Genomic DNA, 24,988 nt, shown 5'->3' with positions numbered 1-24,988 from the left:
CATTCGCCGAAAGCCGATACCTGAACAGTTTCTTTTTGTGTTTCTATGTGCCTTTTTGTGGCCATCTATAATCCGTGATATCCGTGGTTCCACCAACTGACCGCCCTCGTTGAATTGACCCGTGCCCGAACGCCTTCTCCAACGCATCGACCAGATCGTCGCTCGCACCCGTCGTCTCGGGTGGTGGGAGGGTGTGGGATGGGTCGTGGCGTTGGTGCTCGGCGTCGCGCTGCTGCTGATGGCTGTGGACGCCGTCTCGCGGATGAACGACACCGGCATGCGCTGGCTCGCCGCGGGGTTGGTCGTCGCCGTGGGCGCGCTCGCTTGGCGCCGCTGCTTCGCCCGGCCGGGGCGTGAGTCGGTCGACCGACTCGCCGTGGCCGAGCAGTTGCAGCAGCGCCACCCGGAGCTCGGCAGCCGGCTGGCGAGCGCCCTGGAGTTCGCCGAGCAGTCGCAGGGCGACACGACGGCCGGCTCGGCCGAGCTGCGGCGGGCGGTGGTGGTGCGGGCGGCGGTCGACACCGAGGCGATGGACCTCGAAGGGATCGTCGACCCGGCGCCCGCCCGGCGTGCGGCCCACGCCGTGGCCGGTGTCGTGGCGGCGCTCGTGCTGTTCGCTGTGGTCGACGCCTCGTCGCTAGGGCTGGCGGCCACGAGGCTCGTGGCGCCGTGGGCCGACGCGCCGTGGCCACGCCGCAACCAGTTGGCGTTCGTCGACCCGGTCACCCGGCTCGCCAAGGGGCAGCCGTTCGAGGCGGTGCTCGAAGACCTCAATGGCGAGCCGCCCGCCGACGCCCAGATCTTGTTCCGCAGCGGCGACAACGCGACCATCGAGCGGCGCCCGATGCGGCCGGTGGGCGACCGGCTGGTCGCCGAACGCGAATCGGTGCAACGCCCCTTCTCCTACCGCGCCACCGGCGGCGACGACGACACGATGCGTTGGATCGACGTCGAGGTGGTCGACCCGCCCGGCGTGGCGTCGATGGTTGTCAACGCCCGCCCGCCCGAATACTCAGGACTGCCGCCGGCGGAGTTCACGGGGCACGCGCGCGTGCTGGAGGGCACGTCGCTTGCCGTCTCGGGTGAAACCAGCTCCGCGGTGAGCGCCGCGGCCATCGAGTTCGAAGACGGCTCGACGATCGCCGCCGAGTTGGCGCCGCTGGAGGCTTCGTCCGATGAGCAAGTGGGAATTGGTTCGCGTTTTGCGGTCGCCCCCGATCAGTGGATCGCCACGCTCCCACAGGCCGCCGAGGGAGCGCGGCCGCGCAGCGAGAGCGTCGGCTACCGCGTGCGGCTGACGAGCCCCGATGACCTCGTTGGATACGGGCCGCGGCGCGAGCTGGTGGTCGAGCCCGACACGCCCCCCGAGGTCGTCTGGCTCGAGCCAATCGACGACCTGTACGTCTCCGCGCGGGCGTTGATCGAGCTGCGCGTATCGGCCGAAGACAACCTGGCGGTCCACACCGTTGAGGTCGCCCGCACGCGTCAAGCCATCGGCGGCGACGCCGAAGAGGCCGAGGAGATCGAGCCGCTCACGCTCGACGAAGGAAATCCGCAGCCGCCGGCCCGCGGCTTCGACGACCCGCCCGCGCGTGGCGTGGCGAGCGAGTCGTGGGACCTCGAGCCGATGGGCCTCGCCCCCGGCGACCTGCTCACGCTCACCGCCCGAGCGACCGACTACAAGCCGGGCGTCGGCGAGGCGCCGATCGCGCGGCGGGTGACGATCGTCACCGACGAGGAGATCGACTCACGACTCGCCGAGCAGCAGTCGGAACTGCTGGCCGAGATCCAGCGTGGCCTCGACGCCGAGCGTGAGGCCCGCGAGCGGGTCGGCGAGCTGGGGATCGACCTTCAGCAGGGCGCCCCGGTGAGTCGCGACACGGTCGACCGGCTCACGACGCTCGGCTTCGAGCAACGCCAGGCCGCGGCCGCGGTAGCCGACCCGCGGCGCGGCGCCGCCCGGCTGGCAGCCGACATGCAGCGCACGATCGAGCGGAACCGTCTGGAGCGGCCCGAACTGGCCGGCCAGCTCGCCGGCGCGAAGGAGCAGCTCGACCGGCTCGCCGGCGAGACACTCCCCGACGCCCAGCGGGCGATCGCCGACGGCCGCCGCTTGGCCGAGGCCCTCACGGGCGAGCCCAACGCGGAGGACCGCGCCGCGTTGGGCGAGTCGCTTGCCGGCGCCGCCGCCGCGCAAGACGACACGATCGAAACGCTCGAGCAGGCGGCCGAGTCGCTCGCCGGCTGGGCCGACTACCAGCGGTTCGCCCAGGAGCTGGCCGCGCTCGAAGAGGCGCAGCGCGAGCTGCGCGACGCCACGGTGCGCGAGGCGGCGGAGCTCGCCTCGTCGACCGAGCTCGACCGGATGGAACGCAGCGCGGCCCGCCAGAAACTCGCCGCCCAGCAGAACGAGATCGGCCGCCGCTTCGCGAAGCTGGAGCAGGCGATGCGCCGGCTCGCCGAGTCGTCGGAGGACGCTTCGGACCAAGAGTCTGGCGCCGAGGCCGCCGGCCGTCCCGCCGGCGCCAAGGACGCCGTATCCGACGCGCTGGCCGAGGCCCAGGAGCGCTCGACCGCCGGCAAGCTCCGCAGCGCCACCCGCGACGTGGCCAACAGCCGCTTCGGCGCCGCGGCCGAGGGGCAGGCCCAAGCGGCCGACGACCTGCGCGAGATGCTCGAGGCGCTCCGCCAACGCGGCGCCGGCGACGCCGAAGAGCTCGCCAAGCGGCTCCGCGAGGCGAGCGAGAAACTCGCCGGCTTGCAGCAAGAGCTCGGCGAGATGCGTCGCCAAACCGAAGGGGGCCAATCGCCCGACGGCGCCGAGCGCGAGCAGCTCGCCAAGGACGCGCAGCGACTGGGCCGTCAGCTCGACCGCCTCACCGCGCCGGCCGCCGGGCAGAGCACCCAACGCGGCGGCGAGCAGATCGCCCAATCGCAACAGGGTGGTCAATCGCAACAGGGTGACCAGTCGCAGCAGGGCGGGCAGTCGCAGCAGGGCGGGCAATCGGGCCAGCAAGGCGGCCAGCAGCAGGGAGGTCAGCAAGAGGGCGACCAGCAGCAGCCGCAAGACGAGCAGCTCGCCGAGGCCGAGGAGAGCTTGCAAGAAGCGCAGGAGCAACTCGAAGAACGCATCAAGCAGCTCGAGGACCAAGTCGCTCAGAAGCTGCTCGACAAGCTGAAGGCCAAGATCGACGGCTATGTCGAAACGCAACGCGCGGTGCTCGACGGCACGCTGAAACTTAGCGAAGAAGCGCAAGCCCAACGTGATTCGATACGCACGATCGGACAGCAACAATTCGGCTTGCGGGAAGAGGTCACGGCGGCGGCCGAGGAGATGGCCAGCCGGCCGGTCTTCGAGATGGCCCTCAGCGGCGCGTCGCTCGATATGGGGCAAGCGCTGGAACGCCTGGCCCGGGCCGACCTGGGCCGCCAGACCCAGCAAGCCGAACTGTCCGCCCTGACGCGGCTTAAACACGTGGCCGAGGTTTTGCGGCAGAATCAGGAGCTCAACGAGCAGCAGCAAGAGGGGGCGCCGCCGCCGAGCGGGGCAGGGGATGGGGGCGAGTCGCCTCCCCCCTCGCCGATCGATGTGGCTGAATTGAAGATGTTGCGGCTGATGCAGATGGAGCTCAACGGCCGCACCGGTTTGTTCGAGGCCGACGCCGCCGGCGACGAAGAATCGGCCGATTGGCGCACCGGGCGCCAGCTGGCCGAGGAGCAGAATCGACTGATGGAACTGGTGCTGGAGCTCGCGCGTCGGAATAATGACGAGTGATGCGGCCACCGCCCCCGACTCAACCCCTAGGCGTCCTCAGGTGAAGTCGACCAATCCCACAGCCGCGATGGCGGCCACGCTCTGCGCGGCGATGCTCTGCGTAGCCACAATCGGCGTGATCGCCGCAAGCGATGCACAGGCCGCTCCCAACCGCCCTCCCACCGGTGGGTTGGGCGACAGCCTGCTCGGCGGCGACCTGGGCGGCCTGCTCGCCCCCACCGCGCCGCCCGCCGGCGCCAAGGACCGCCCCCTGGCGCCGACGCCCGATTGGATCGCCGTGCCCGACAGCGATACGCTCGAACGTATGCGCCGGCCCGGCGCCGCCGGCGCGCAACTGCCGCAAGGCCCCGGCGCGGGCGAGGACTTGGGCGAGTCGCCGCTCGACAAGATCGTGGGCGGCATGAAAGAAGCCGAGCAGCGTTTGGCCGACCGCGACACGGGCACCGTGGCGCTGACGGCCCAGAAGCAAGTCGTGGCCGACCTCGAAGCGCTGATCGCCAAGATGGAGCAGCAGTGCCAGAGCTGCCAGAACCCGAGCCAATCCAAGAAAGAGCAGGGCAAGAAGCAGGCGAGCCAGCGGAGCAAGCCGGGCGCTCCCAAGCCGGGCGCCGGCAAGCCGGCCGGCTCGACCACCGCGCAGAGCGCCGCGCGCAGCTCGACGACCCGCATGGGGTCGGCCCCCGCCGGCGGCGCCGCCGGCAAGCCGATGCCCGAGGCTCTCAAGCAGGCGTGGGGCCATTTGCCCGAGCGTGTGCGTGAGCAGATGCTGCAGTCGGGCTCCGAGGACTTCCTGCCGGAGTACCGCGAAGAGATCCAGAAGTACTTCCAGCGTCTGGCAGAGGAAGAGGCCGCACCGTGATCGCGGCGTCCCGATTCGCACTCATCATCCTTGTCTTACTCGCCTCGGCCCCGGTCGCGCTGGCGCAAGACGCCGCCGCGCAGGCGGCCGCGATGGTCGCCCCGGCCGACGCCGCCATCGATCGCGGCTTGAAGTTCCTCGCCTCGACCCAGCAGCCCGACGGCTCCTACGCGGGCCGCGGCATGGGAAAGAACCCGGCGATCGTCGCGTTGGCCGGCATGGCGTTTCTCTCCAGCGGCAGCTCGCCCGGCCGCGGCCCGTACGGCGACGAGATCGACCGGGCGATCGACTACCTGCTGCGCCACACCCAGGCGAGCGGCTTCATCGCTGTGGACGGCGCCACCAGCCACGGCCCGATGTACGGCCACGGCTTCGCCACGCTGTTCCTGGCCGAGGCCTATGGCATGACGGAACGCGAGGACCTGCGCGACCGCCTCGCCAGCGCGATCCGGCTGATCATCTCGGCCCAGAACAACGAGGGAGGCTGGCGCTACCAGCCCAAGCCCGTCGACGCCGACATCTCGGTGACGATCTGCCAGATCATGGCCCTGCGGGCGGCCCGCAACGCCGGCATCCACGTGCCGGGCCAGACCGTCGAACGCTGCATCGAGTACGTCAAACGCTGCCAGAACCCCGACGGCGGTTTCGGCTACACGCCGCGTGACCGCTCGAGCATGTTCCCCCGTTCGGCGGCCGGTGTGGTCGCGCTCTACAGCGCGGGCGTTTACGACGACGAGTCGGTCGAGAGCGGTCTCGCTTATCTCGAGGCGCAGATGCCGCAGGTCGTGCGGCGTGAACGCAACTCGCACTTTTTCTACGGCATGTACTACGGCATGCAGGCGATGTGGCAGGCGGGCGACGCCCGCTGGGCGCGCTGGTACCCCGTCACCCGCGACGCGTTGCTCGCCCGTCAGCAACGCGACGGCTCGTGGAACGACAGCAACGGACCGCACTACGGCACGGCGATGGCCTGCGTCGTGCTGCAGATACCGAACAACACGATCCCGATCTTCCAGCGATAACCACGCAGACGCGATGATCCACCGCACGCCCGATGCGCCAGCGCTCCTCGTGCTGGTCCTGTGCAGCCTGTTCTCTCCAAGCGCTGCGTCGGCCGAGACGCACCGGCGCGACGCCCTGCTGCGCGACGGACGCACCGTCGAGTCGGCTCGCTTGGTGGCTTGGTCCGAAGCGAGCGGCCTGATGCTGCGTTTGCCGGAAGACTCCGGCGCCGCGCACGAGGGCGACGACCCCCCGGCGCCGCTCGGCCCGCTCCGCCAGAACGACCTCGTTCGTTGGGGGCGACCGCCCGAGCAGGCCAGCACGCCCCACGTGTTGCTCGCCGACGGCTCGCGCGTGACGGCCGCCGACTCTTGGGAGGCCGACGGGTCGGTCCGATTGGACGCCCACGGGCTGTGGGTCCGAACCGAGCTGTTTGGCGAACTGGCGGCGCCCCGCGCGACGGTCCGCTGGATCGTCTTCGAAGCGGCCCGTGAGGGGACGAGCGCCGCGCAACTCGCCGACTCGAGCCACGACCAGGCGGTCGGCGCCGATCGTGTTTACTTGGTCGGCGGCGATCGGCTCGACGGCCGGATCGTGGCGGTTGATGGCGGGGCGGTGTCGCTTGCCGTGGGCGCAAGCAATAGCGAAAGCGCGCCGGTCCAAATCGCGCTGGAGCGAGTGCTCGCCGTCCGGCTGAACGGCGCCGGGGCGCCCGCCACGCCCGCGGCGTGCGCTGTCGGCTTCGCCGACGGGTCGCTGCTGCTAGCCGAGCGCGTGAGCGTGGAGCCCGACGGAGCGTCGCTCAGCGTGGCGCCGAGCGGGCTTGCGGACCCGCTCGCGGTCGAGGCCGAGGCGAGCGACGTTACCTTCTTGCAGCCGCTGTCGGGCGACGCGGTGACTTACCTTTCCGACCTCAAGCCGGTCGACTACCAGCAGCCCCCTTACTTCGATCTCTCGTGGCGTTTGGGCGCCGACAAGAACCTGCGTGGCGAACCGCTTAGCTCGGGCGGCGAACGGCGGCTCAAAGGCCTCGCGGTCCACGCCGCCTCGCGGCTTGTCTACCGGGTCGACCCGGGGCAAGGGCTCCGCTTTCAATGCGAGGTGGGTGTTGATGACTCCGCGGTGCGCGACGCCGAACTCGCCGCCGAGCCTCGCCAAGCGGCGCCAGGCAGCGTGGTGTTCCGCGTTTACCGCATCGTCGAGGGCGCGCTCGATCTCGCCCATGAGACTCCCGTGATCCGCGGCGGCGAGGCGCCCACACCGATCGACGTCGACCTTGCGGGCGCCGCCGGGCTGGTGCTTGTGGCCGACTTCGCCGACCGCGGCGATGAACTGGACCACGCCGACTGGCTCGATGCGCGGCTCGTGTGGGTTGACGAGACGCCATAGTAGCGACCGCAAAGGGCGCCCGCTCGCTGGGCGTGAAACGGCTGGTCCGCCTGCTTGCTGGGCAGGCATTGCCTACTCGGCGCGCAAAATAGGGCCCTGCCGGCCTTCGATATTGCGCTTTGTGACGATTCGGCCAAAGTTTTCAGACTCGGCGCTAGCCAAGTGGTACCCCGGGGCTTGTGGCTTCGGTAGCATGAGCACAGGCCCGCCGAGGTGGAGTCGGCCGGCTGCGCGACACTCACCGCGCTAACCTTCTAAGCAAGTAATTCTCTTAGAGGCCCTTCTGTACCCCTCCCTCCCTTCTGCAGAGTAAGTGGTTCGATGAGCATGACGATTGACGGCAACGGCACTGGCGGAAAACGGTCCTCGGGCGGCGTATCGCCTCGTTCGGCGGCCGTCGCGACGGCCTCGAGCTACGAGGCGAGCGGCTCGCGCTTCGATTTCGCGAAGACCCCCTCACAAGACCTGTTCGGCTCGAACGTCTTCAACAAGTCGGAGATGAAAGACCGGCTCCCGAAGACCGTGTTCAAGTCGCTGATGAGCACGATCGACGCCGGCGAGAAGCTCGACCCGGCCGTGGCCGACATCGTCGCCTCGGCGATGAAGGACTGGGCCCTCGAGCACGGCGCCACGCACTACACCCACATTTTCTACCCGCTCACCGGCGGCACCGCGGAGAAGCACGACAGCTTCATGGCGCCCACCGCCGAGGGCAGCACGCTCAGCGAGTTCAGCGGCAAGGAACTCTGCCAGGGCGAGCCGGACGGCTCGAGCTTCCCGACGGGCGGCATCCGCGCCACGCACGAGGCCCGCGGCTACACGATCTGGGACGTCACCAGCCCGGCCTACATCCTCGAGAACCCCAACGGCACGACGCTCTGCATCCCCACGGCGTTCGTCTCGTGGACCGGCGAGGCGCTCGACAAGAAGACCCCCGTGCTGCGTTCGATGCAGGCCCTCGACGCCCAGGCGCACCGCATCCTGAAGCTGTTCGGCCACGACGAGAAGGCGTTCGTCGCCTCGACGGCCGGCCCCGAGCAGGAGTACTTCCTGATCGACAAGAGCTTCTACTACGCCCGCCCCGACCTGTTGAACTCGGGCCGCACGCTGTTCGGCGCCGCCCCCCCCAAGGGCCAGGAGTTCGACGACCACTACTTCGGCCACATCCCCGACCGGGTGCTGGCGTTCATGTTTGACGCCGAGCGTGAGCTCTGCAAGCTCGGCGTGCCGATCAAGACCCGCCACAACGAAGTGGCCCCCGGTCAGTTCGAGCTCGCCCCGATGTTCGAGACCGCCAACGTGGCGACCGACCATCAGCAGCTGATCATGTCGGTGCTGAAAAAGACCGCCGACAAGTACGGCATGGCCTGCCTGATGCACGAGAAGCCGTTCGCCGGCGTCAACGGCTCGGGCAAGCACGTCAACTGGTCGCTCGGCAGCTCGAAGCACGGCAACCTGATGGATCCGGGCGACACGCCGCACGAGAACGCCCAGTTCTTGGTGTTCTGCGCCGCGGTGATCCGTGCGGTGTACAAGCACCAGGGCCTGCTGCGTTCGGTCGTCGCCTCGGCCGGTAACGACCACCGGCTCGGCGCCAACGAGGCCCCGCCGGCGATCATCTCGATCTTCCTAGGCGACCAGCTGACGGACGTGTTCGAGCAGATCAAGAACGGCGCCGCCGAGTCGTCGCTGGCCAAGGGCACGCTGGCGGTCGGTGTCGACGTCCTGCCGCACCTGCCCAAGGACGCCGGCGACCGCAACCGCACCAGCCCGTTCGCCTTCACCGGCAACCGGTTTGAGTTCCGCGCCGTCGGCTCGAACCAGTCGATCGCCGGCCCGCTGGTGGCGATGAACACCATCGTCGCCGAGTCGCTTGACTACTGCGCCACAGCGCTCGAGGCCGCCACCGGCGGCGACGCCTCGAAGCTCAACGGCGCGGTCCAGAAGCTGCTGACCGACATCTACAACGAGTGCGACCCGATCATCTTCAACGGCAACGGCTACAGCGACGAGTGGCACGCCGAGGCCGCCAAGCGGGGCCTGAAGAACCTGAAGACGACGGCCGACGCCCTCGGCGAGCTCTGCACGCCCGAGGTCAAGGAGCTGTTCTCCAAGTACAGCGTTCTGAGCGAGCGCGAGCTGGAGAGCCGCTACGAGACCTACGTCGAGCAGTACTGCCTGACGGTCAAGGTCGAGGCGAACCTCACGAAGAAGATCGCCCGCACCTTGCTGTTCCCGGCCGCGATCCGTTTCCAGAACGAACTCGCCAGCACCTGCGCCGCCCTCAAGGCGGTGGGCTACGAGTTCGACACGGACACGCTCGACAAGGTGACCGCCCTGGTCAAGGAGCTGCAAGACGGCACCACCACGCTGGCCAAGGCCTCCGAGGGTGGCTGCGAAGACATGCGGCAGTGCTGCGACGAGGTGCTGCCGGCCATGCTGGCCGTCCGCGCCGCGGCCGACAAGCTCGAGGCGATCTGCGCCGACGACATCTGGCCGCTGCCGACCTACCAGGAGATGCTGTTCATCAAGTGATCGGCATCCCTGCTTAGGGACAAGCGTTAACGACAGGCGGCGGGCTCCCCGGCAGGGGGGCCCGTCGCCTTTTTCGTGTAGTGACCGGGTCGCTTCCGGCGGCACGGAAGCGGTTCGGAGCCCATCGCCCATGCTGCGATCCTCGCTATAGCGTGGGGTCTGGGGTATCCTGACCGATGCGAACGACCCCGCCCTCCCAGTCGCCCGGTCGCCAACGCGGCCCCTCTCCCCCGACAACTCCCATGACGCAGCTCACGCAAGCAGGCCAGAACCTGGTCAACGACCTCTCCAACCGCTACGGCTTCAGCCCCGACGCGGTGACCACCATGCTGCAGGCCGTGGTGAACGGTCGCGGCACGATGGCCCAGTTCAGCCACCCGGAGTTCGGCGGCTCGGGCCAGTGGATGCAGGGGGGCATGACGATGATCGGCGACATGTTCAACAACGGGCTGAAGAACAGCGTGGTGAACCTCTGCGGCGAGATCTCGCAGGTGCTCGCCAATGAGCCGGGGCTGTTCGCCACGGGCGGCAGCTTCCAGTCCCAGAGCCAAGGCAACTCGAATCAGGGGAGCTCGTACCAGGACCAAGGCACGGGCGCCCCGATGGGCCCCTCGTCGTTGTTCAAGCCCGACCCCCGGCAGCAGTGGTACCCGCAAGACCTCGGCCCGCCGAGCGCCACCGGCGCGCAGAACAACGTGCGCTACGCCTACTTCGCCAACGCCCGCCGGCTGGCGGTCGACAGCGGGGGCGACGTGTGGGTCTACGACACGCTCGACCACCAGATCGGCGGCTTCTCTCAGCAGCAAGGCTCGGGCGGTTCGATCACGTTCAGCAGCCAGTATGGCACGGTCAACCTGTCGAGCCTGCCGGTGGTGATGCGCGGCGGTCAGCCGGTCGCCCCTCAGCAAGCGCCCGCCCCGGCGCCGGCGGCCTCGTACAGTTACAGCGACCCGGCGCCCCCCGCGCCGGCGCCGGCCGATGGCGGCTCTGGCGGCGGCGACGTGTTCGGCGCCCTCGAACGCCTGGGCGATCTGAAGTCGAAGGGCATTCTCTCCGACGAGGAGTTCGCGTCGAAGAAAGCCGAACTGCTCGAACGGCTTTGAGTGGAGATGCGGTCAGCTGTCAGCATTCAGCTGATCGCTCCGAAGCTGACCGCTGATGGCTATTTCTGCGCGGCCAGAAATAGTTGAAAACTCTTTCGTCCGCGGGGCGTTTGGGAATTCTGCTCCCTTCGCCTAACGACTTACGACGAATCGGCCCGCGGCGTGTGCGATGAGAAGGGCGCCGGCCGCGCGATGGGCCGCTGGGTTGCAAAAGTTGGACCCCCTGCGGCGCCCAATTATCTTTGTAATCGATCGATCGCCAAATCTCTGCAATCGTTATTGGGCCATAGTGGCGTAGGCGATTTTTAGGCCAACGCGATTTTGTGGTAACGCACGCCACCGCATCGGTTTACGCCACGAGACGGGGGGCGGCGAGGGCCGCAGAAAAGCGACGGATTTTTCGCGCGTCATAATTTGGCCGCCGCCACACGCTCTAGCTCGGTCTGAACACGACTCGGCCCCGCCGCATGGGGGGCCCTTCGAGCCGCGTCTTCAAAAGTCAGCCGTGCAGCGCGCCGCTCCTGAGCGACGCGCGATACTCAGCTGCGCAACGCGCCACTCCGCCGCGCTAACCCTTCAGCGTGTAGTGCCCCACGATCCCCAGGCCGAAGCAGGCGATGCCGGCCCACTTGAGCACGGTGGCGGTGGTGCGTGGGCCGTTGTAGGCCGACTCGAACTCGGCTTGCAGCTTCGTGCTGGCCGCCTTGACCCGGTCGTACTCTTCGCGTGCGGCGTCGAGGTCGGCGTGGCGGCGGGGCGGCTTCGGGCTGTTGACCACGAAGCTTAGGTTGTGCAGCCGGTCTTTGGTCTTGGCCCACAGCTCGGCCTTCTCGGGGGTCCACTGCGAGGCGCCCGTGAAGATTTGTGTCCAGCAGAGGCTCAGCACGAACAGCACGAAGCCGAGGCCAATGGCGCTCAGTACCAGGGGGAGTTTCATCGCAGCGGCTCTCGGAGCAAGATCGGCGTGGGGAAGGGGAGGGGGGCGGCGTGTCAGCGGCGCCGCGCCGGCGTGAGCGAGCCCTCGGTGTTGGGCTGCCCGTCGTTGATGCAGACCATGCGGGCGAGCAAGAACTTGTCGATGTCGTCGGTCATCCAGAGGATGCTGCCGTCGGCGCGAACGGCGTTCACCCCGCCCACGTGCAGGCTGCGCGGAGCGGCGCCGGTCCAGGTGCCGTTGTGCGTGGAGCACGGCATGAGCTCGAGGTCGGCGAGCGCGGGGTCGGGGCACGCGCGGAGCCGGTCGCTGTTGCCGGTCGGGCGGCCGTTGGGCGTGAGCGCGTCGATGTCGGGGTTCTCGAACGGGTCGTACATCGAGTTGCGGTCGCGGTTGCCGCCGATCGGGTGGTCGGCGTCGTGCATGTCGAGGCTGACGATGCTGCCCCCGCAAAGCGCCGCCGACCACACGCCGCGCGGGTCGCCGGCGTTCTCACGGGTGCGGACCTCGGTCAGCATGATCGTGTGGGTCGTGCCGTCGGTGATCCGGGCGAGCGGCTGCCGCTCGTTGATCATCGCGCCCGGATAAATGCGCATCGCGTTGATGTGCTCCGGACTCACGTAAGCGGCGTAGTTGCCCTTGGCGAAGGCGCGGTTGTTGAACGTGCGGCGCGTGGGCCCGTAGAGCCGGCCGCGGGCCTGGTCCGAGGGGCAGAGCATCACGCCGAGCTCGTTGCTCTCGGGACGCAGGTCGAGGCTCTGACCGAGCACGTCGGCCTGGGGGTCGAACTGGTCGTAGACCGCTTGCTCCTCAATGAAAGGCAGCACGCGGACGACCCAGCTGAGCGTCCCCTCGATCAGGCTGACGTTGCTGAACAGGTCGTCGTTGTCGGGCTCGGCCTCGCAGGCGGCGGGCAGGGCGCCCGCTTGGTTCTCGTAGTTGAGCACGGCCAACCCGAGGTTCTTCAGGTTGTTCTGGCATTGGATCCGGCGGGCCGCCTCGCGCGCCGACTGGACCGCCGGCAGCAGCAGCGAGACGAGGATGCCGATGATGGCGATCACGACGAGCAACTCGACCAGCGTGAAGGCGGGCCTGAGAGAGATAGGCCTGAGGGAGCGGGACCCCAACGGGCCGGCCGAGCAACGGCGTGAGCGGACGCAAGATCGCATGCAAATCTCTCCGGTGAAACGGGCGGGCGCGGCCGGGCGCAGACTCCCCGGGGGAAGCCAACTCAGGGCCGTGCGTAGTACTCTTTTTTCGCGCCTGTGTTCCGGAGCCGCGGGCCGCGCCGAATAGAACCGGCGGCGGATCGCGTCTGTCGGTTGTGGTGCGTCGCCTTGGGCAAACGCCCGCTGCGCCTCTTCAGCACCGACAAGTCCGAGTCTATCTCAATGCGGCTGACGCCGCTGCGCGCGCGGGCGACGCTGTGCGCAATTGCTTCTCAGGAACGCGCACGCCCCGGCGGCCGTAACGATTCGTTGGTTCGGCGCTCGTGGTCGAGCCGAGCGATTGGTCCGTCGAGTTACGCCGTGACCGCCGCGCAGGCCTTCATCATCCAACCTCGCGGAGAGCCTTCGCCGAAATACGGCCGATGCCCTTAGCCTCCGCGCTTGCCGTATGAGCTGGTCGCCCGAAGAGCAACCCGAAGAGCAAACCGCCGCAGTATTTAGGCGTGCGGATCGCAAACCGCCGTGTGCGGCTCGGGCGATGGCGACATGAAGATCGGCTTACAAGCGAGTGACGAACGGGCGAATCAGCTCACGCGTCTCCTGCGCTCAATAAGAGGGAAACCTTGCCGCCGTTGCCCTGCGGACCAAAACATGGCGTGATTCCGAGCTGCCGAGCATTGCGGCTGGGGCGAGGGGACTCAGCGGCGCGTTTCGGATATCCGTTTTGCTCAAGCCCTGTGAAGAGTCCGTGCGGAGACCGCAAGGTGCGCTCGAAATGCTTTAATGCTAACGGTTTATGCCATATGGGTAGGGTTGCGCAAGCGCGTGATGAACCTGCGCGTTTAACGGCGCCGAGGTCCGTCTTGTTGGAATATGCTCGGTACTATCGACGCACAACTCACACCTCTACGGAAACCGTTTGTGAATAGCATCGCTGTGAAGCACTGCCGCTGGTTGATCGCCCTCGCCGGGCTGTTGGGTGTTTGCGCTACGCAGGCTGCGGCCGAGACGCCGGCCGCCCCGCCGAGCGTGCAGCGCGAGATGCGTGGCGCGTGGATCGCCACGGTCGCCAACATCGACTGGCCTTCGAAGCCGGGGCTGAGCGTGGCCGACCAGCAGGCGGAGCTCGCCGCGTTGCTCGACACGTGCGTTGAGCTGCGTCTCAACGCGGTCGTCTTCCAGGTCCGCCCGGCGTGCGACGCGATGTACCGATCGGAGCTCGAGCCGTGGTCGGAGTTCCTCACCGGCGCCCAAGGCAGGGCTCCCGGCGACAACGATCAAGGCGCGACTTACGACCCCCTCGAGTGGGCGGTCGAGCAGGCCCACCTCCGCGGCCTGGAGCTGCACGCCTGGTTCAACCCGTACCGCGCCTCGCACCCGTCGGGGGGCGGCGAGTTTTCCGAGGGGCACATCGCCCGCACGCGGCCCGAGTTGGTCAAAAAGTACGGCGCGCACCACTGGCTCGACCCGGGCGAGCCCGACGCGGCGGCGCACTCGCTGGCGGTGGTGCTCGACGTGGTGCGTCGGTACGACGTCGATGGCGTCCACTTCGATGACTACTTTTACCCCTACCCGATCAGCGCCGAGGGCGACGACGGCGTGTCGCGCGTCGTGCCGTTCCCGGACGACCCGAGCTGGGCGAAGTACTGCGACGCCACGCCCGAGGCCGATCGCCTGAGCCGCGACGACTGGCGCCGCGACAACGTCAACCGCCTGATCCGCGACGTGAGCGAGGGGGTCCACCGCCTCAAGCCGCACGTGCGGCTGGGGGTGAGCCCGTTCGGCATCTGGCGGCCGGGCCACCCGGAGCAGATCCAGGGTTTCGACGCCTACGCGAAGCTCTACGCCGACTCGAAGCTGTGGCTTCGCGAGGGTTGGGTCGACTACTTCACGCCGCAGCTCTACTGGCCGATCGACCAGAAGCCGCAGAGCTTCCCGGTGCTGCTCGAGTGGTGGGCCCAGAACAACCCGCACCAGCGCCACCTGTGGCCGGGGCTCTACACGTCGAAGACCAAAGTCGGCAAGCCGCCGTGGGCGCCGAGTGAGATTGTCGACCAGATCGATGTCACACGCGAGCAGTCCGACGAGCCGGGGCACGTTCACTTCAGCATGAAGGCTCTCGCGCAGGACTACGCCGGCCTGAAAGCGGCGCTGCTCGAGGGGCCGTGCGCCGAGCCGGCGATCGTGCCGGCCGCGCCGTGGCTGGCGGGCGATGAGGCCGCGCCCGGCAAGCCGGTCGTCGAATCGTGCGACGGGGCCGCCGCGCTGAGCGTACGACTAGAAAGTGGCCCGACGCCGCGCTGGTGGGCGGTCCAGACTCGGTCGGGCGACCAATGGACGCTGCGGCTGCTGCCGGGCGACCTGAAGCGGATACCGCTCGAGAGCGGCGAAGCGGGCGCCCGGGCCGACGCCGTGGCCGTCAGCGCCATCGACCGCTACGGTCGCCAGGGCGAGGCTGTTGCTGTTAGCTTGGACTGATCAGCAGCGGTCGCCACCCACCTCCCTCCTTCTCCATCGTCCACTGATGCCAACCCCCACTCCCCCCACAGAAACCGAATCCCCCCCAACGGTTCCCGAGGGGGTGAGTGGGCGGCTGGCTGCGTGGTCGTGGATCCCGACGCTCTACTTCGCCGAGGGACTGCCGTACATCGTTGTGATGACGGTCTCGGTGATCATGTACAAGCAGATGGGCGTGTCGAACGCGAAGATCGCCTTCTTCACCAGCCTGCTCTACCTGCCGTGGGTGCTCAAGCCGCTGTGGAGCCCGCTGGTCGAGCTGCTCGGCGCCAAGCGGTGGTGGATTGTCGCCATGCAGTTGCTGATCGGCGCCGGTTTGGCCGGCGTCGCCGCGTCGCTCGGGACCGACAGCTTCTTCCGGTACAGCATGGCCGCCTTCTGGCTGCTCGCGTTCAGCTCGGCCACGCACGACATCGCGGCCGACGGCTTCTACATGCTCGGGCTCTCCACGCACGAGCAGGCGTGGTGGGTCGGGTTGCGGAGCACCTTCTACCGCGCCGCGATGCTCTTCGGGCAAGGCGGCTTGGTGGTGATCGCCGGTTTGATCGAGTCGGGCGCCGGCTCGCACGACGTGTTCGTCACCGTGACGCCCGGCCCGCAACCCGCGGCGGTCGTCACCCAGGATCTGGCGTCGGCGCCGCCGACCGCCGAGTTCGGCGCCGCCTCGGCGGGCGTGGGGATCGCCCCCGAGCCGCAAGACCCCGCCGCGGCCGCCGCCACGATCGACCGCGCACGGCAATGGAACCTGGAGCAAGGCTTCTACGAGGTGGTGGAGGCCGAGCAGGACGAGCGGACCAAGTCGGCGTGGTTGACGCGCCTCGAGGGCTGGATCCGCGAAACGTTCGGCGAGGCCCGCGTCGAGGCCGCTCCGGAGAGCGTCGCCGGCCCGACGACCCTCGTGACGCTCTCGGCCGGCGATCTCGACGAAACGCACCGCCGGGTCATCCGCTTCGAGCACGTCTCGGGCGACCCCGACATGCGGGTCGTCGAGGGCGGCGCGTTCGTCATTACCCCGGAAAACCGCGACGCGGCCATGGCCGCGGTCGTGCAGGGCGACCCCCGCGACGACGAGCCGACGGCGGCCACGTTCCGGGTGCGGGCGGGCAACGCGGTGTTCGCCTGGACCTGCGTCGCTTACCTGACGGCGGGCCTGTTCCTGCTGATGGGCGTGTACCACTTCTTCGCCCTGCCGCGTCCCGACGCGGATCGGCACGAGGCGATCGGGTCGATCGGCGGGTTCCTCAAGGGGTTCTTCGAAACCTTTGTCTCGTTTCTCACCAAGCCGGGCGTCGGCAACGCGATCGCCTTCTTGCTGCTGTACCGGTTTTCCGAATCGCAGCTCGCCAAGTTGGCCGCGCCGTTCTTGCTCGACACCGAGGGGAGCGGCGGGCTGAGCCTGACGACCAGCGAGGTTGGCTTCATCTACGGCGTGGTCGGACTCATCATGCTGACCCTCGGCGGCGTGCTGGGCGGCTTCCTCGCCTCGCGCGACGGCGCCAGCGCCTGGCTCTGGCCGATGGCGATCGCGATCAATCTGCCGAACGTTGTTTACGTGCTCCTCAGCTACTGGCAGCCCGACGCCCTCTGGCCCGTGGCGGCCGCGGTGGCGATCGAGCAGTTCGGCTACGGCTTCGGCTTCGCCGCCTACCTGCTGGTCATGATCTACGTGTCGCGGGGCGACCGGAAAACGGCCCACTACGCGATTTGCACCGGCTTCATGGCGCTCGGCATGATGATCCCGGGGATGTTCTGCGGCTGGCTGCAGGAGCTCATCGGCTACCGGCACTTCTTTGTCTGGGTGTTGATCTGCACGATCCCCGCCTTCATCGCGACCGCGGCGTTGCGGATCGATCCCCAATTCGGAAAGCAGGAAGAAGCAACAACGTGACACTCGCCTGGCCCCCCACCGAACTCGAAGACAAGCTCGCGCAGCTGATCTTCGTCCGCATCGGCTCGAACCTGTCGCCGATCCGTCGCGCCTCGGAAGACGAGGGGCGCATCGCCGCGCTGATCGAACGGCTCCCGATCGGCGGGCTGCTGCTGTTCAACGGCGTGTGGCCCGACGTGCGCGACACGCTCAAGCGGCTGCAGGCCAAGAGCCGCTGGCCGCTGCTCGTCGGCTCGGACATCGAACGCGGCGCGGGGCAGCAGGTCCACGGCCTGACGCTCTTCCCCCACGCCGGCGCCTTCGGCGCCCTGGGCGACCGCGCCGAAGAGCGGCTGGCCGAGGTCGCCGTGACGACCGCCCGCGAGGCGCTCGCCACGGGCATCCAGATCGCGTTCGCGCCGGTGGCCGACGTCGACACCAACCCCCGCAACCCGATCATCGCCACCCGTGCGCTGGGCCAGACGCCCGAACGGGTGTCGCGGCTGGCGGCGGCCTTCGTGCGGGCGGCCGAGAACGCCGGGCTGATGACCACGCCCAAGCACTTCCCCGGCCACGGCGACACGCACCAAGACTCGCACGACGCGGCGCCGTCGCTCGACCGCGACCTCGAGTCGCTGCAGCAGACCGAGCTGCCGCCGTTCCGCGAGACGATCGATGCGGGGGCGTCGCTCGTGATGACGGCCCACGTGTCGTACGGCGCGCTCGACCCCTCGGGCGCCCCCGCCACGCTGTCGGCGGCGATCACCGAGAACCTGCTCCGCGGCGAGTTGGGCTTCCGCGGCGTCGCCTGCAGCGACAGCCTGCTGATGGCGGGCGTGCGGGACCGCTTCGAGAACGAGGGCGCCCTGGCCGAGGCGACCCTGATGGCGGGCGTCGACGTGCTGCTCGACGTCGAAGACCCCGTGGCGGTCGTCGAGTACCTGGCCCAGCGCGTGCGTTCGGGCGACCTGCCCCTCGCACGCATCGACGAGGCGATCGAGCGTGTCGGCGTGCTCAAGGCCCGCACCGCCAAGCTGCTCGCCAGCGGCCCCAAGCTGATCGCCTGCGACGGGATCGAATCGGCCGCCAAGCTGTCCAAGGACGTGGCCGCCGAGGCGGTGCGTGTCGAGGGCGACGCCGCCGCGGCGCTCCGCCGCGACGAGCCGCTGATGGCCGTCTTGTTCAAGCCGTTCGACCTGCTGAGCGACCCGTCCGAGCAGCCGCTCGCCGACGCGCTCCGCGAGCGGTTCTCCGATGTGCGTTACTTCGAGTTCGGCCCCGAGCCGGACGAGAGGACCCTCGCGGCGCTCCGCGCCGCGCTCGACGAGGGGCGGCGGCTGCTGGTCGCGCTCATCGTCAAGCCGGCGGCGTGGCACGCCTTCGGACTGAACGACGCGCAGCGTCCGATCGTCGACGAACTGGTCGCCGGGCACGAGCCGATCTTGGCCTCGCTCGGCGTGCCGACGGTGCTGGAGGATTACCCCTCGGCGCCGATGCGTATCTGTACCTTCAGCGACGTGCCCGTTTCGCAAGAAGCGCTGGCCGACGCCATCCTCACCCCCTCGCCCCAAGCGGCGCCCACCTCCCCATGCTCACCGAGTCGTTACCTATGAGTCACAACTGCGCTGTTGACGGTGTCGAGAAGATCCCTTGCCGAGTGTTCTGCCACGCGAGCGACGCCAGCCGGGCGATCGCCGGGCAGATCGCCGCGCTCATCCGCGGCCGCGCCGGCGAGGGACGCACCTGCGTCCTCGGCCTGGCGACCGGCAGCACGCCCACCGGCGTGTACGACGAGCTCGTGCGCATGCACCGCGAGGAGGGGCTCAGCTTCCAGAACGTTGTGACGTTCAACCTCGACGAGTACTTCCCGATCCGCCCCGAGGAGCTGCAGAGCTACGTGCGGTTCATGCGCGAGCACCTGTTCGACCACGTCGACATCAAGCCCGAGAACGCCCACGTGCCAGACGGCACGGTCTCGGGCGAAAGCGTGGCCGACTACTGCCGCCGCTACGAGGAGATGATCGAAGACGCCGGCGGCATCGACCTGCAGCTGCTGGGCATCGGTCGCACGGGGCACATCGGCTTCAACGAGCCCGGCTCGGGCCGCTCGAGCCGCACCCGCCTGATCACGCTCGACCGCGTGACGCGTCGCGACGCGGCGAGCGACTTCTTCGGTGAAGAGAACGTGCCGGCGCGGGCGATCACGATGGGCGTCGGCACGATCCTCGCCGCCCGCCAGCTGGTGCTGATGGCGTGGGGCGAGGGCAAGGCGTCGATCATCGCCCAGGCGGTCGAGGGCGAGATCTCCACGCACGTGGCGGCCAGCTTCTTGCAGGAGCACCCCAACGCCCAGATCGTGATGGACGAGGCGGCGGCCGAGCACCTCACCCGCCGCCGCGAGCCGTGGGCCCTGGGGCCCGTCGACTGGGACGACACGATGATCCGCAAGGCGGTCATCTGGCTCGCCAAGAAGCTCGACAAGCCGCTGCTCAAGCTCACCAGCGAGGATTACAACGAGGAGGGGCTGCAAGACCTGCTGGCCAACTGCGGCCCGGTCGACAGCCTCAACCTGCGGGTCTTCCGCCATTTGCAGGGGACCATCACCGGTTGGCCGGCCGGCAAGCCTGACCACGCCAAGCAGCCGGGCGACCGCTCGCAGCCGGGCGACCACATCTTCCCGAAGCGCGTGCTGATCTTCTCGCCCCACCCGGACGACGACGTCATCAGCATGGGCGGCACGCTGATCCGCCTGGTGGACCAGGGCCACGAGCTGCACGTCGCCTACCAAACGTCCGGCAACATCGCGGTGTTCGACGACGACGCGATCCGCTTCTCCGAGTTCGTCGGCGAGTTCAACCGCCGGTTCGGCGTCGACCCGGAGCGGACCGCCCAGCTCGAGGCGCACGTCGATGAGTTCCTCAAGCAGAAGAGCCCGGGGCAGGTCGACAGCGAAGAGGTGCAGTTCATCAAGGGCGTGATCCGCCGCACCGAGGCCCGCGCCGCGACGCGTTGCTGCGGCGTGCCGGCCGAGCGGCTGCACTTTATGGACATGCCGTTCTACGAGACCGGCCGCGTGCGTAAGAAGCCGCTCGGTGAGGAAGACATCCGCATCACGGTCGACCTGCTGCGCGAGATCAGGCCGCACCAGGTGTACGCCGCCGGCGACCTGAGCGACCCGCACGGCACGCACCGCACCTGCCTGGCGGCGGTGTTGCGGGCCTGCAAGGAAGTTGAGAACGACGACTGGTTCGAAGATTGCCAGGTGTGGCTCTACCGCGGGGCTTGGCAGGAGTGGGGGCCGCACCAGATCGAGGTCGCCGTGCCGCTCAGCCCGCAGGAGTTGCTGCGCAAGCGGGTGGCGATCTTCAAGCACGAGTCGCAGAAGGACCGGGCGTTGTTCCCCGGCCCCGACCCGCGCGAGTTCTGGCAGCGGGCCGAGGACCGCAACCACGGCACCGCCCAGCTGTACGACAAGCTCGGCCTCGCCGAGTACGAGGGGATCGAGGGCTTTGTCCGCTGGAAGGGCGAGATGCTGTAAAGGCTTTACCCCTCTCCCGTTGAGGGGGAGGGGGTGGAGGACAGGGGGGAAGCGGGCGTTGGGCCCGCCTCCCCTGCCGCCGCTTCTTCCCGTTACGGGAAAGTGGGAGAGGGTTGGCTGACGCCGACGCGCAATCCAATTCAAAGGGAATCTGCATGAGCTGTCGCACGAGGGTCCCGCTTTGTTTCTCCGCTGTGGCGGTTCTGCTGTTGCTGTTCGGCGCGCGAACCGAGGCCGCCGCCCCGCAGCCCTCGGCCGACGCCTTCGACCAGCAGCGGCTCGCGGCGATGCGACCGCTGATCGCCGAGGCGATCGCCCGCGGCGAGTTGCCCGGCTGCGTTGTGGCGATCGGCAACGCGGATGGAGTCGCCTTTCTCGAGGCCTTCGGCGACCGCGTCGTCGAGCCGCAACGCGTGGCGATGACGACCGACACGGTGTTCGACATGGCGTCGGTCACCAAGCCGGTCGCCACGGGCACGAGCGTCATGCGGCTGCTGGAGACCGGCAAGCTCCGCCTGCGTGACAAGGTGGGCGACCTGCTCCCGGGCTGGGGGCGCAACGGCAAAGAGGCGATCACGGTCGAGCAGCTCCTGCTGCACGTGGGAGGCCTGATCCCGGACAACTCGGTGGCCGACTACCGAGACGGCCCCGAGAAGGCTTGGGAGCGGATCTACGCGCTCGCGCCGGTCGTCGAGCCGGGGACCGAGTTCAAGTACACCGACGTTGGCTTCATGACGCTTGGGCGCATCGTCGAGGTCCTCAGCGGAAAAACGCTCGACCGCTTCGCCCACGACGAGATCTTCGCGCCGCTCGGCATGACCGACAGCGGTTACCTGCCGGCCGAGACGCTGCACGAGCGGACGGCGCCGACCACCGAGCGTGACGGCGAGTGGATCGTCGGCGACGTGCACGACCCGCGGGCGTGGCTGCTCGGCGGCGTGGCCGGCCACGCCGGATTGTTTAGCACGGCCGAAGATTTGGCCCGCTACGCCCGCATGATGCTCGGCGGGGGCCAACTCGACGGCGTGCGAATCCTTAGCCCCGCCACGGTGCGCGAGATGACGCGCGGGCGGCAGGCGGCCGGCAACGTGCGCGGCCTTGGCTGGGACTCGAACAGCGTTTACTCCCGCAACCGCGGCGAGCTGATGACCGACCGCGCCTTCGGCCACGGCGGCTTCACCGGCACGGGCCTGTGGATCGATCCCGGCTCTGACCTGTTCGTCGTCTTCCTCTCCAGCCGCCTGCACCCGGACGACGAGGGAACGGTCAACGACCTGATCGGCAAGATCGGCACGATCGCCTGCTCGGCGATCCAAAGCGGCCCGAGCGCCGCCGACTCCGCGGAACGCCAGCCGCGAAGAGCCGCGGAGACGCGGGTGACGCTCGGCGTCGACGCGCTAGCGCGTGACGGCTTCGCCCCGCTCGTCGGCAAACGGGTCGGACTGATCACCAACCACACCGGCGTTGACAGCCGGGCGCGGCGCACGATCGACGTGCTGGTCGACTCGGACGCCGTCGACCTCGTGCGGCTCTTCAGCCCCGAGCACGGCCCCAGCGGCGTGCTCGACCACGGCGGCATCGAGGACGGCGTCGACCCGGAGAGCGGCCTGCCGTTCGTCAGCCTCTACGGCGAGAGCCGCAAGCCGACGCCAGAGCAGCTGGCGGGTCTCGACGTGCTGGTGTTCGACATCCAGGACATCGGGTGCCGGTTCTACACGTACATCGCGACGATGAAGCTGGCGATGGAGGCGGCCGCGGAGCACGGCCTGCGGTTCGTCGTGCTCGACCGGCCCAACCCGATCGACGGCGTGACGGTCGAGGGACCGATGCTCGACCGCAGCAAAGAGTCGTTCGTCGCTGCCCACTCGCTGCCGGTACGCCACGGAATGACTGTCGGCGAGCTGGCCGAGATGTTCGCCGCCGAGGAGGGCTGGGAGCTCGACCTCGTCGTCGTGCCGGTCGAGGGGTGGCGCCCCGCGAGCCTGGGGCACGAGACCGGCCAGCTGTGGGTGAACCCGTCGCCCAACATGCGTCGGCTGACCGCCGCGGTGCTCTACCCCGGCGTCGGCCTGCTCGAGACGACCAACGTGTCGGTCGGCCGCGGGACCGACACGCCGTTCGAGGTGTTCGGCGCCCCCTGGATCGACCCGTGGGAGTTCTGCGAGGCGCTCAACGCCGAGGGCGTGGCGGCCGTGACGGCCATGCCGCGCTACTTCACGCCCGACGCGAGCAAGCACGAGGGCAAGCGTTGCGGCGGCGCCGACTTCGTGGTCACCGACCGGCGGGGGCTCGACGCGGTCGCCTACGGCCTGGCGATCGCCCGCGTGCTGCACGAGCTCTACCCCGACGACTGGGACGCGGGCCGCTACAACCGCCTGCTGAGCTGCGAGGCGATCCGACAGGCGACGCTCGACGGCGCCGAGCTGGCGGAGTTACGCCGCTTGGCCGACGAGGGCGTCGACGACTTCCTCCAGCGCCGCGAGGCGTTCCTGCTTTACCCGCGATAACGCATGACGCCGTGGTCAAACCTCGTTGGGCTACTTCCGTCCGTCGAGCCGCTTCAGGTAGACGTTGCGGAACCGCACCTCGGCGCCGTGGGTCTGCAGCTGGATCGGGCCGCTCTCGGGCAGGCCCGCCTCGCGGTCGAAGTAGTTGTGCATCACGGCGTCGTCGACCACCAGACGGTCGTTGAGCCACACGCTCACGCGTTCGCCCAGCATGCGGATGCGGAACGTGTTCCACTCGCCCACCGGCCGGTCGGCCCGCACGAGCGGGTTCTTGCCGGGGGCGCCGGGGTTGTTGTTCCACAGGCCGCCCGAGCCGAGCGCGCCGTCGTGCTTCGCCTTGGCCGGGTCGTCGGGGTTCCAGATCTGCACCTGGGGGCAGCCGCGCAGGTACACGCCGCTGTCGGTCGTGGGGGCGATCTTCCAATCGAGCAGCAGCTCGAAGTCGCCGTAGTCTTCAGCGGTGGTGGCGAAGACCCCCTCGCCGTCGTTGATCAGTTGGCCCTCTTCGACTTTCCAGTGGGCGGCGAAGCTCGCGTCGGCCGCCGTCTGCCGCTCGGCCCGCTCGGCGTCGGTGAGGGAGTTGTGCTTGACCGGATCGATCTGCGCCCGGCCTTGCCAGCCGGTCGTGTCGACGCCGTTGAAGATCGCCTCAAACCCGGCGGGCGCCGCGGCCCGCACGGTTGGCGCGCCCGCAGCGACCAGAAGCAGCATCGCCGCGGCCGCCACGCGGCCGGTTCGGTAAAGGGGAGTCGTCAATCGCATCATTCTGCCCATCGAGTTCGAGGTTGCCGATCCACGTCGCGGGACCGCTTTAGATCCCCTACGGATACTGTTATACAGGCCTGCTCGATGATCGCGTAGCGATCTCGCGGGATTACTCTCTCTAACGCCTCACTGCGCACAGCAAAGAATAAATGACCACTCCGCAAGAGTCGCAAGACGATTGGCCGCTCGGTGTGTTCGCCAGTGTCGACGCGGGGTTCGGCGTGCGCCTCGACGTGGCGAAAGCGCTCGGCGTGCCGACGATGCACCTGCACGCGCCGCACGAAACGCCCCCCACGCGGCAAGCCGCCGAGGCGTTCCGCCGCCGGGTGGACGAACTCGGCCTACGCGTGACGGTCGTCTTCGCCGGCTTCGACGGCGAGAGCTACGCCGACATACCGACCGTGGAACGCACGGTTGGCCTGGCGCCCGAGACGACGCGTTCGTCGCGGCTGGCCGAGCTCAAGGCGATCATCGACTACACCCAGATGCTGGGCGTGGCGGCCACGGGGCTGCACCTCGGCTTCGTGCCGCACGACCCGGCGGACCCGCAGTTCGACGCCTTGATGCGCGCCACGCGCGAGGCGTGCGATTACGCGGCCGGGCGTTCGGTAAGCATTCACCTCGAGACCGGCCAGGAGCCGGCCGGCGTGCTGCTGGAGTTCCTCGACGCCGTCGAGCGGCCGAACCTGTTCGTCAACTTCGACCCGGCGAACATGATCCTCTACGGCTGCGGCAAGCCCCTCGAGGCGCTCGAGCAGATCGCCCCGCACGTGCGCAGCGTGCATTGCAAAGACGCCCGCTGGTCGGACCTTCCCGGCGAAACATGGGGCGAGGAGACGCCGCTCGGCGAGGGGGACGTCGATTTCGGCGCCTTCCTCGCGCTGCTCAAGAAGATCGGTTACCGCGGGCCGCTCACCATCGAGCGTGAAATCTCGCAAGAGCCCGAGCGGCAGAGCGAGGAGATCGCCCACGCGGCCGAGTTGCTGACGCGGCTCAAGACGGAACTATTCACCAACTGAGGGCATTCG

15 protein-coding genes are annotated in these 24,988 nt (G+C 68.9%); 12 read left to right on the top strand and 3 right to left on the bottom strand.

Annotation, left to right across the window (positions count from 1 at the left end):
• Positions 1-121: 121 nt before the first annotated feature.
• The 6 genes from Mal64_RS13875 to Mal64_RS13850 all read left to right on the top strand — a co-directional run bounded on the left by Mal64_RS13875 (position 122) and on the right by Mal64_RS13850 (position 10,663).
• Positions 122-3,775, top strand: a complete 3,654-nt coding sequence (locus Mal64_RS13875) for a hypothetical protein (RefSeq protein WP_146401260.1) — start codon at positions 122-124, stop codon at positions 3,773-3,775.
• Between the two features lie 40 nt (positions 3,776-3,815).
• Positions 3,816-4,634 carry a hypothetical protein gene (locus Mal64_RS13870; RefSeq protein WP_146401258.1) on the top strand — a complete coding sequence of 273 codons (819 nt, stop codon included), beginning with the start codon at positions 3,816-3,818 and terminating at the stop codon, positions 4,632-4,634.
• Positions 4,631-5,656, top strand: coding sequence for a prenyltransferase/squalene oxidase repeat-containing protein (locus Mal64_RS13865; RefSeq protein WP_231993752.1), 1,026 nt, complete (start codon positions 4,631-4,633; stop codon positions 5,654-5,656). The genes Mal64_RS13870 and Mal64_RS13865 overlap by 4 nt, the downstream gene beginning before the upstream one ends.
• A 13-nt stretch (positions 5,657-5,669) precedes the next feature.
• Positions 5,670-7,025 carry an NPCBM/NEW2 domain-containing protein gene (locus tag Mal64_RS13860; RefSeq protein WP_146401256.1) on the top strand — a complete coding sequence of 452 codons (1,356 nt, stop codon included), beginning with the start codon at positions 5,670-5,672 and terminating at the stop codon, positions 7,023-7,025.
• Between the two features lie 321 nt (positions 7,026-7,346).
• Positions 7,347-9,560: a glutamine synthetase III family protein gene (locus Mal64_RS13855; protein WP_146401254.1), complete on the top strand. Its 2,214-nt coding sequence runs from the start codon at positions 7,347-7,349 to the stop codon at positions 9,558-9,560.
• Between the two features lie 242 nt (positions 9,561-9,802).
• Positions 9,803-10,663, top strand: a complete 861-nt coding sequence (locus Mal64_RS13850; RefSeq protein WP_146401252.1) for an SHOCT domain-containing protein — start codon at positions 9,803-9,805, stop codon at positions 10,661-10,663.
• A gap of 568 nt (positions 10,664-11,231) precedes the next feature.
• Here Mal64_RS13850 and Mal64_RS13845 read toward each other — a convergent pair.
• Both Mal64_RS13845 and Mal64_RS13840 read right to left on the bottom strand, forming a co-directional pair.
• Complete coding sequence (locus tag Mal64_RS13845) at positions 11,232-11,600, bottom strand: hypothetical protein (RefSeq protein WP_146401250.1); 369 nt, start codon at positions 11,598-11,600, stop codon at positions 11,232-11,234.
• 53 nt (positions 11,601-11,653) lie between these two features.
• Positions 11,654-12,766 (bottom strand): DUF1559 domain-containing protein, encoded by a 1,113-nt coding sequence (locus Mal64_RS13840; RefSeq protein ID WP_146401248.1) that lies wholly within the window; start codon positions 12,764-12,766, stop codon positions 11,654-11,656.
• 921 nt (positions 12,767-13,687) lie between these two features.
• On the opposite strand from Mal64_RS13840, the gene Mal64_RS13835 reads away from it, so the two are divergent.
• From Mal64_RS13835 to Mal64_RS20195, 5 genes are all read left to right on the top strand, one after another.
• Positions 13,688-15,244 (top strand): glycoside hydrolase family 10 protein, encoded by a 1,557-nt coding sequence (locus Mal64_RS13835; protein WP_197525764.1) that lies wholly within the window; start codon positions 13,688-13,690, stop codon positions 15,242-15,244.
• Between the two features lie 46 nt (positions 15,245-15,290).
• The gene (locus Mal64_RS13830; protein WP_146401245.1) at positions 15,291-17,171 is read left to right on the top strand and encodes an AmpG family muropeptide MFS transporter; all 1,881 of its coding nucleotides are present in this window, start codon (positions 15,291-15,293) and stop codon (positions 17,169-17,171) included.
• Positions 17,168-18,763 carry a glycoside hydrolase family 3 protein gene (locus Mal64_RS13825; RefSeq protein ID WP_197525763.1) on the top strand — a complete coding sequence of 532 codons (1,596 nt, stop codon included), beginning with the start codon at positions 17,168-17,170 and terminating at the stop codon, positions 18,761-18,763. Before Mal64_RS13830 ends, Mal64_RS13825 begins: the two co-directional genes overlap by 4 nt.
• The gene (nagB, locus tag Mal64_RS13820) at positions 18,760-20,688 is read left to right on the top strand and encodes a glucosamine-6-phosphate deaminase (protein ID WP_146401240.1); all 1,929 of its coding nucleotides are present in this window, start codon (positions 18,760-18,762) and stop codon (positions 20,686-20,688) included. The genes Mal64_RS13825 and nagB overlap by 4 nt, the downstream gene beginning before the upstream one ends.
• Positions 20,689-20,882: 194 nt before the next feature.
• Entirely contained in the window at positions 20,883-23,195 is a 2,313-nt protein-coding gene (locus Mal64_RS20195; protein ID WP_231993748.1) for an exo-beta-N-acetylmuramidase NamZ domain-containing protein, read from the top strand.
• 30 nt (positions 23,196-23,225) lie between these two features.
• Here the strand turns inward: Mal64_RS20195 and Mal64_RS13810 are convergent, their stop codons facing one another.
• Positions 23,226-23,957 carry a 3-keto-disaccharide hydrolase gene (locus Mal64_RS13810; RefSeq protein ID WP_197525762.1) on the bottom strand — a complete coding sequence of 244 codons (732 nt, stop codon included), beginning with the start codon at positions 23,955-23,957 and terminating at the stop codon, positions 23,226-23,228.
• A gap of 152 nt (positions 23,958-24,109) precedes the next feature.
• Here Mal64_RS13810 and Mal64_RS13805 point away from each other — a divergent pair, with 152 nt between their 5' ends.
• Positions 24,110-24,979 (top strand): sugar phosphate isomerase/epimerase family protein, encoded by an 870-nt coding sequence (locus Mal64_RS13805; RefSeq protein WP_146401233.1) that lies wholly within the window; start codon positions 24,110-24,112, stop codon positions 24,977-24,979.
• Positions 24,980-24,988: the final 9 nt, after the last annotated feature.

The sequence above is a fragment of the Pseudobythopirellula maris genome, from assembly GCF_007859945.1.
Taxonomy (GTDB): Bacteria; Planctomycetota; Planctomycetia; order Pirellulales; family Lacipirellulaceae; genus Pseudobythopirellula; species Pseudobythopirellula maris.
The sequence above is the reverse complement of the archived record's forward strand: the minus strand, read 5'-3'. Positions and strand labels throughout refer to the sequence as shown.

Coding starts and splice junctions, on each gene's coding strand:
- Mal64_RS13860 (WP_146401256.1), top strand. CDS start 5,670: ATGATCCACCGCACGCCCGATGCGCCAGCGCTCCTCGTGCTGGTCCTG.
- Mal64_RS13855 (WP_146401254.1), top strand. CDS start 7,347: ATGAGCATGACGATTGACGGCAACGGCACTGGCGGAAAACGGTCCTCG.
- Mal64_RS13850 (WP_146401252.1), top strand. CDS start 9,803: ATGACGCAGCTCACGCAAGCAGGCCAGAACCTGGTCAACGACCTCTCC.
- Mal64_RS13845 (WP_146401250.1), bottom strand. CDS start 11,600: ATGAAACTCCCCCTGGTACTGAGCGCCATTGGCCTCGGCTTCGTGCTG.
- Mal64_RS13840 (WP_146401248.1), bottom strand. CDS start 12,766: ATGCGATCTTGCGTCCGCTCACGCCGTTGCTCGGCCGGCCCGTTGGGG.
- Mal64_RS13830 (WP_146401245.1), top strand. CDS start 15,291: ATGCCAACCCCCACTCCCCCCACAGAAACCGAATCCCCCCCAACGGTT.
- nagB (WP_146401240.1), top strand. CDS start 18,760: ATGAGTCACAACTGCGCTGTTGACGGTGTCGAGAAGATCCCTTGCCGA.
- Mal64_RS13810 (WP_197525762.1), bottom strand. CDS start 23,957: ATGCGATTGACGACTCCCCTTTACCGAACCGGCCGCGTGGCGGCCGCG.
- Mal64_RS13805 (WP_146401233.1), top strand. CDS start 24,110: ATGACCACTCCGCAAGAGTCGCAAGACGATTGGCCGCTCGGTGTGTTC.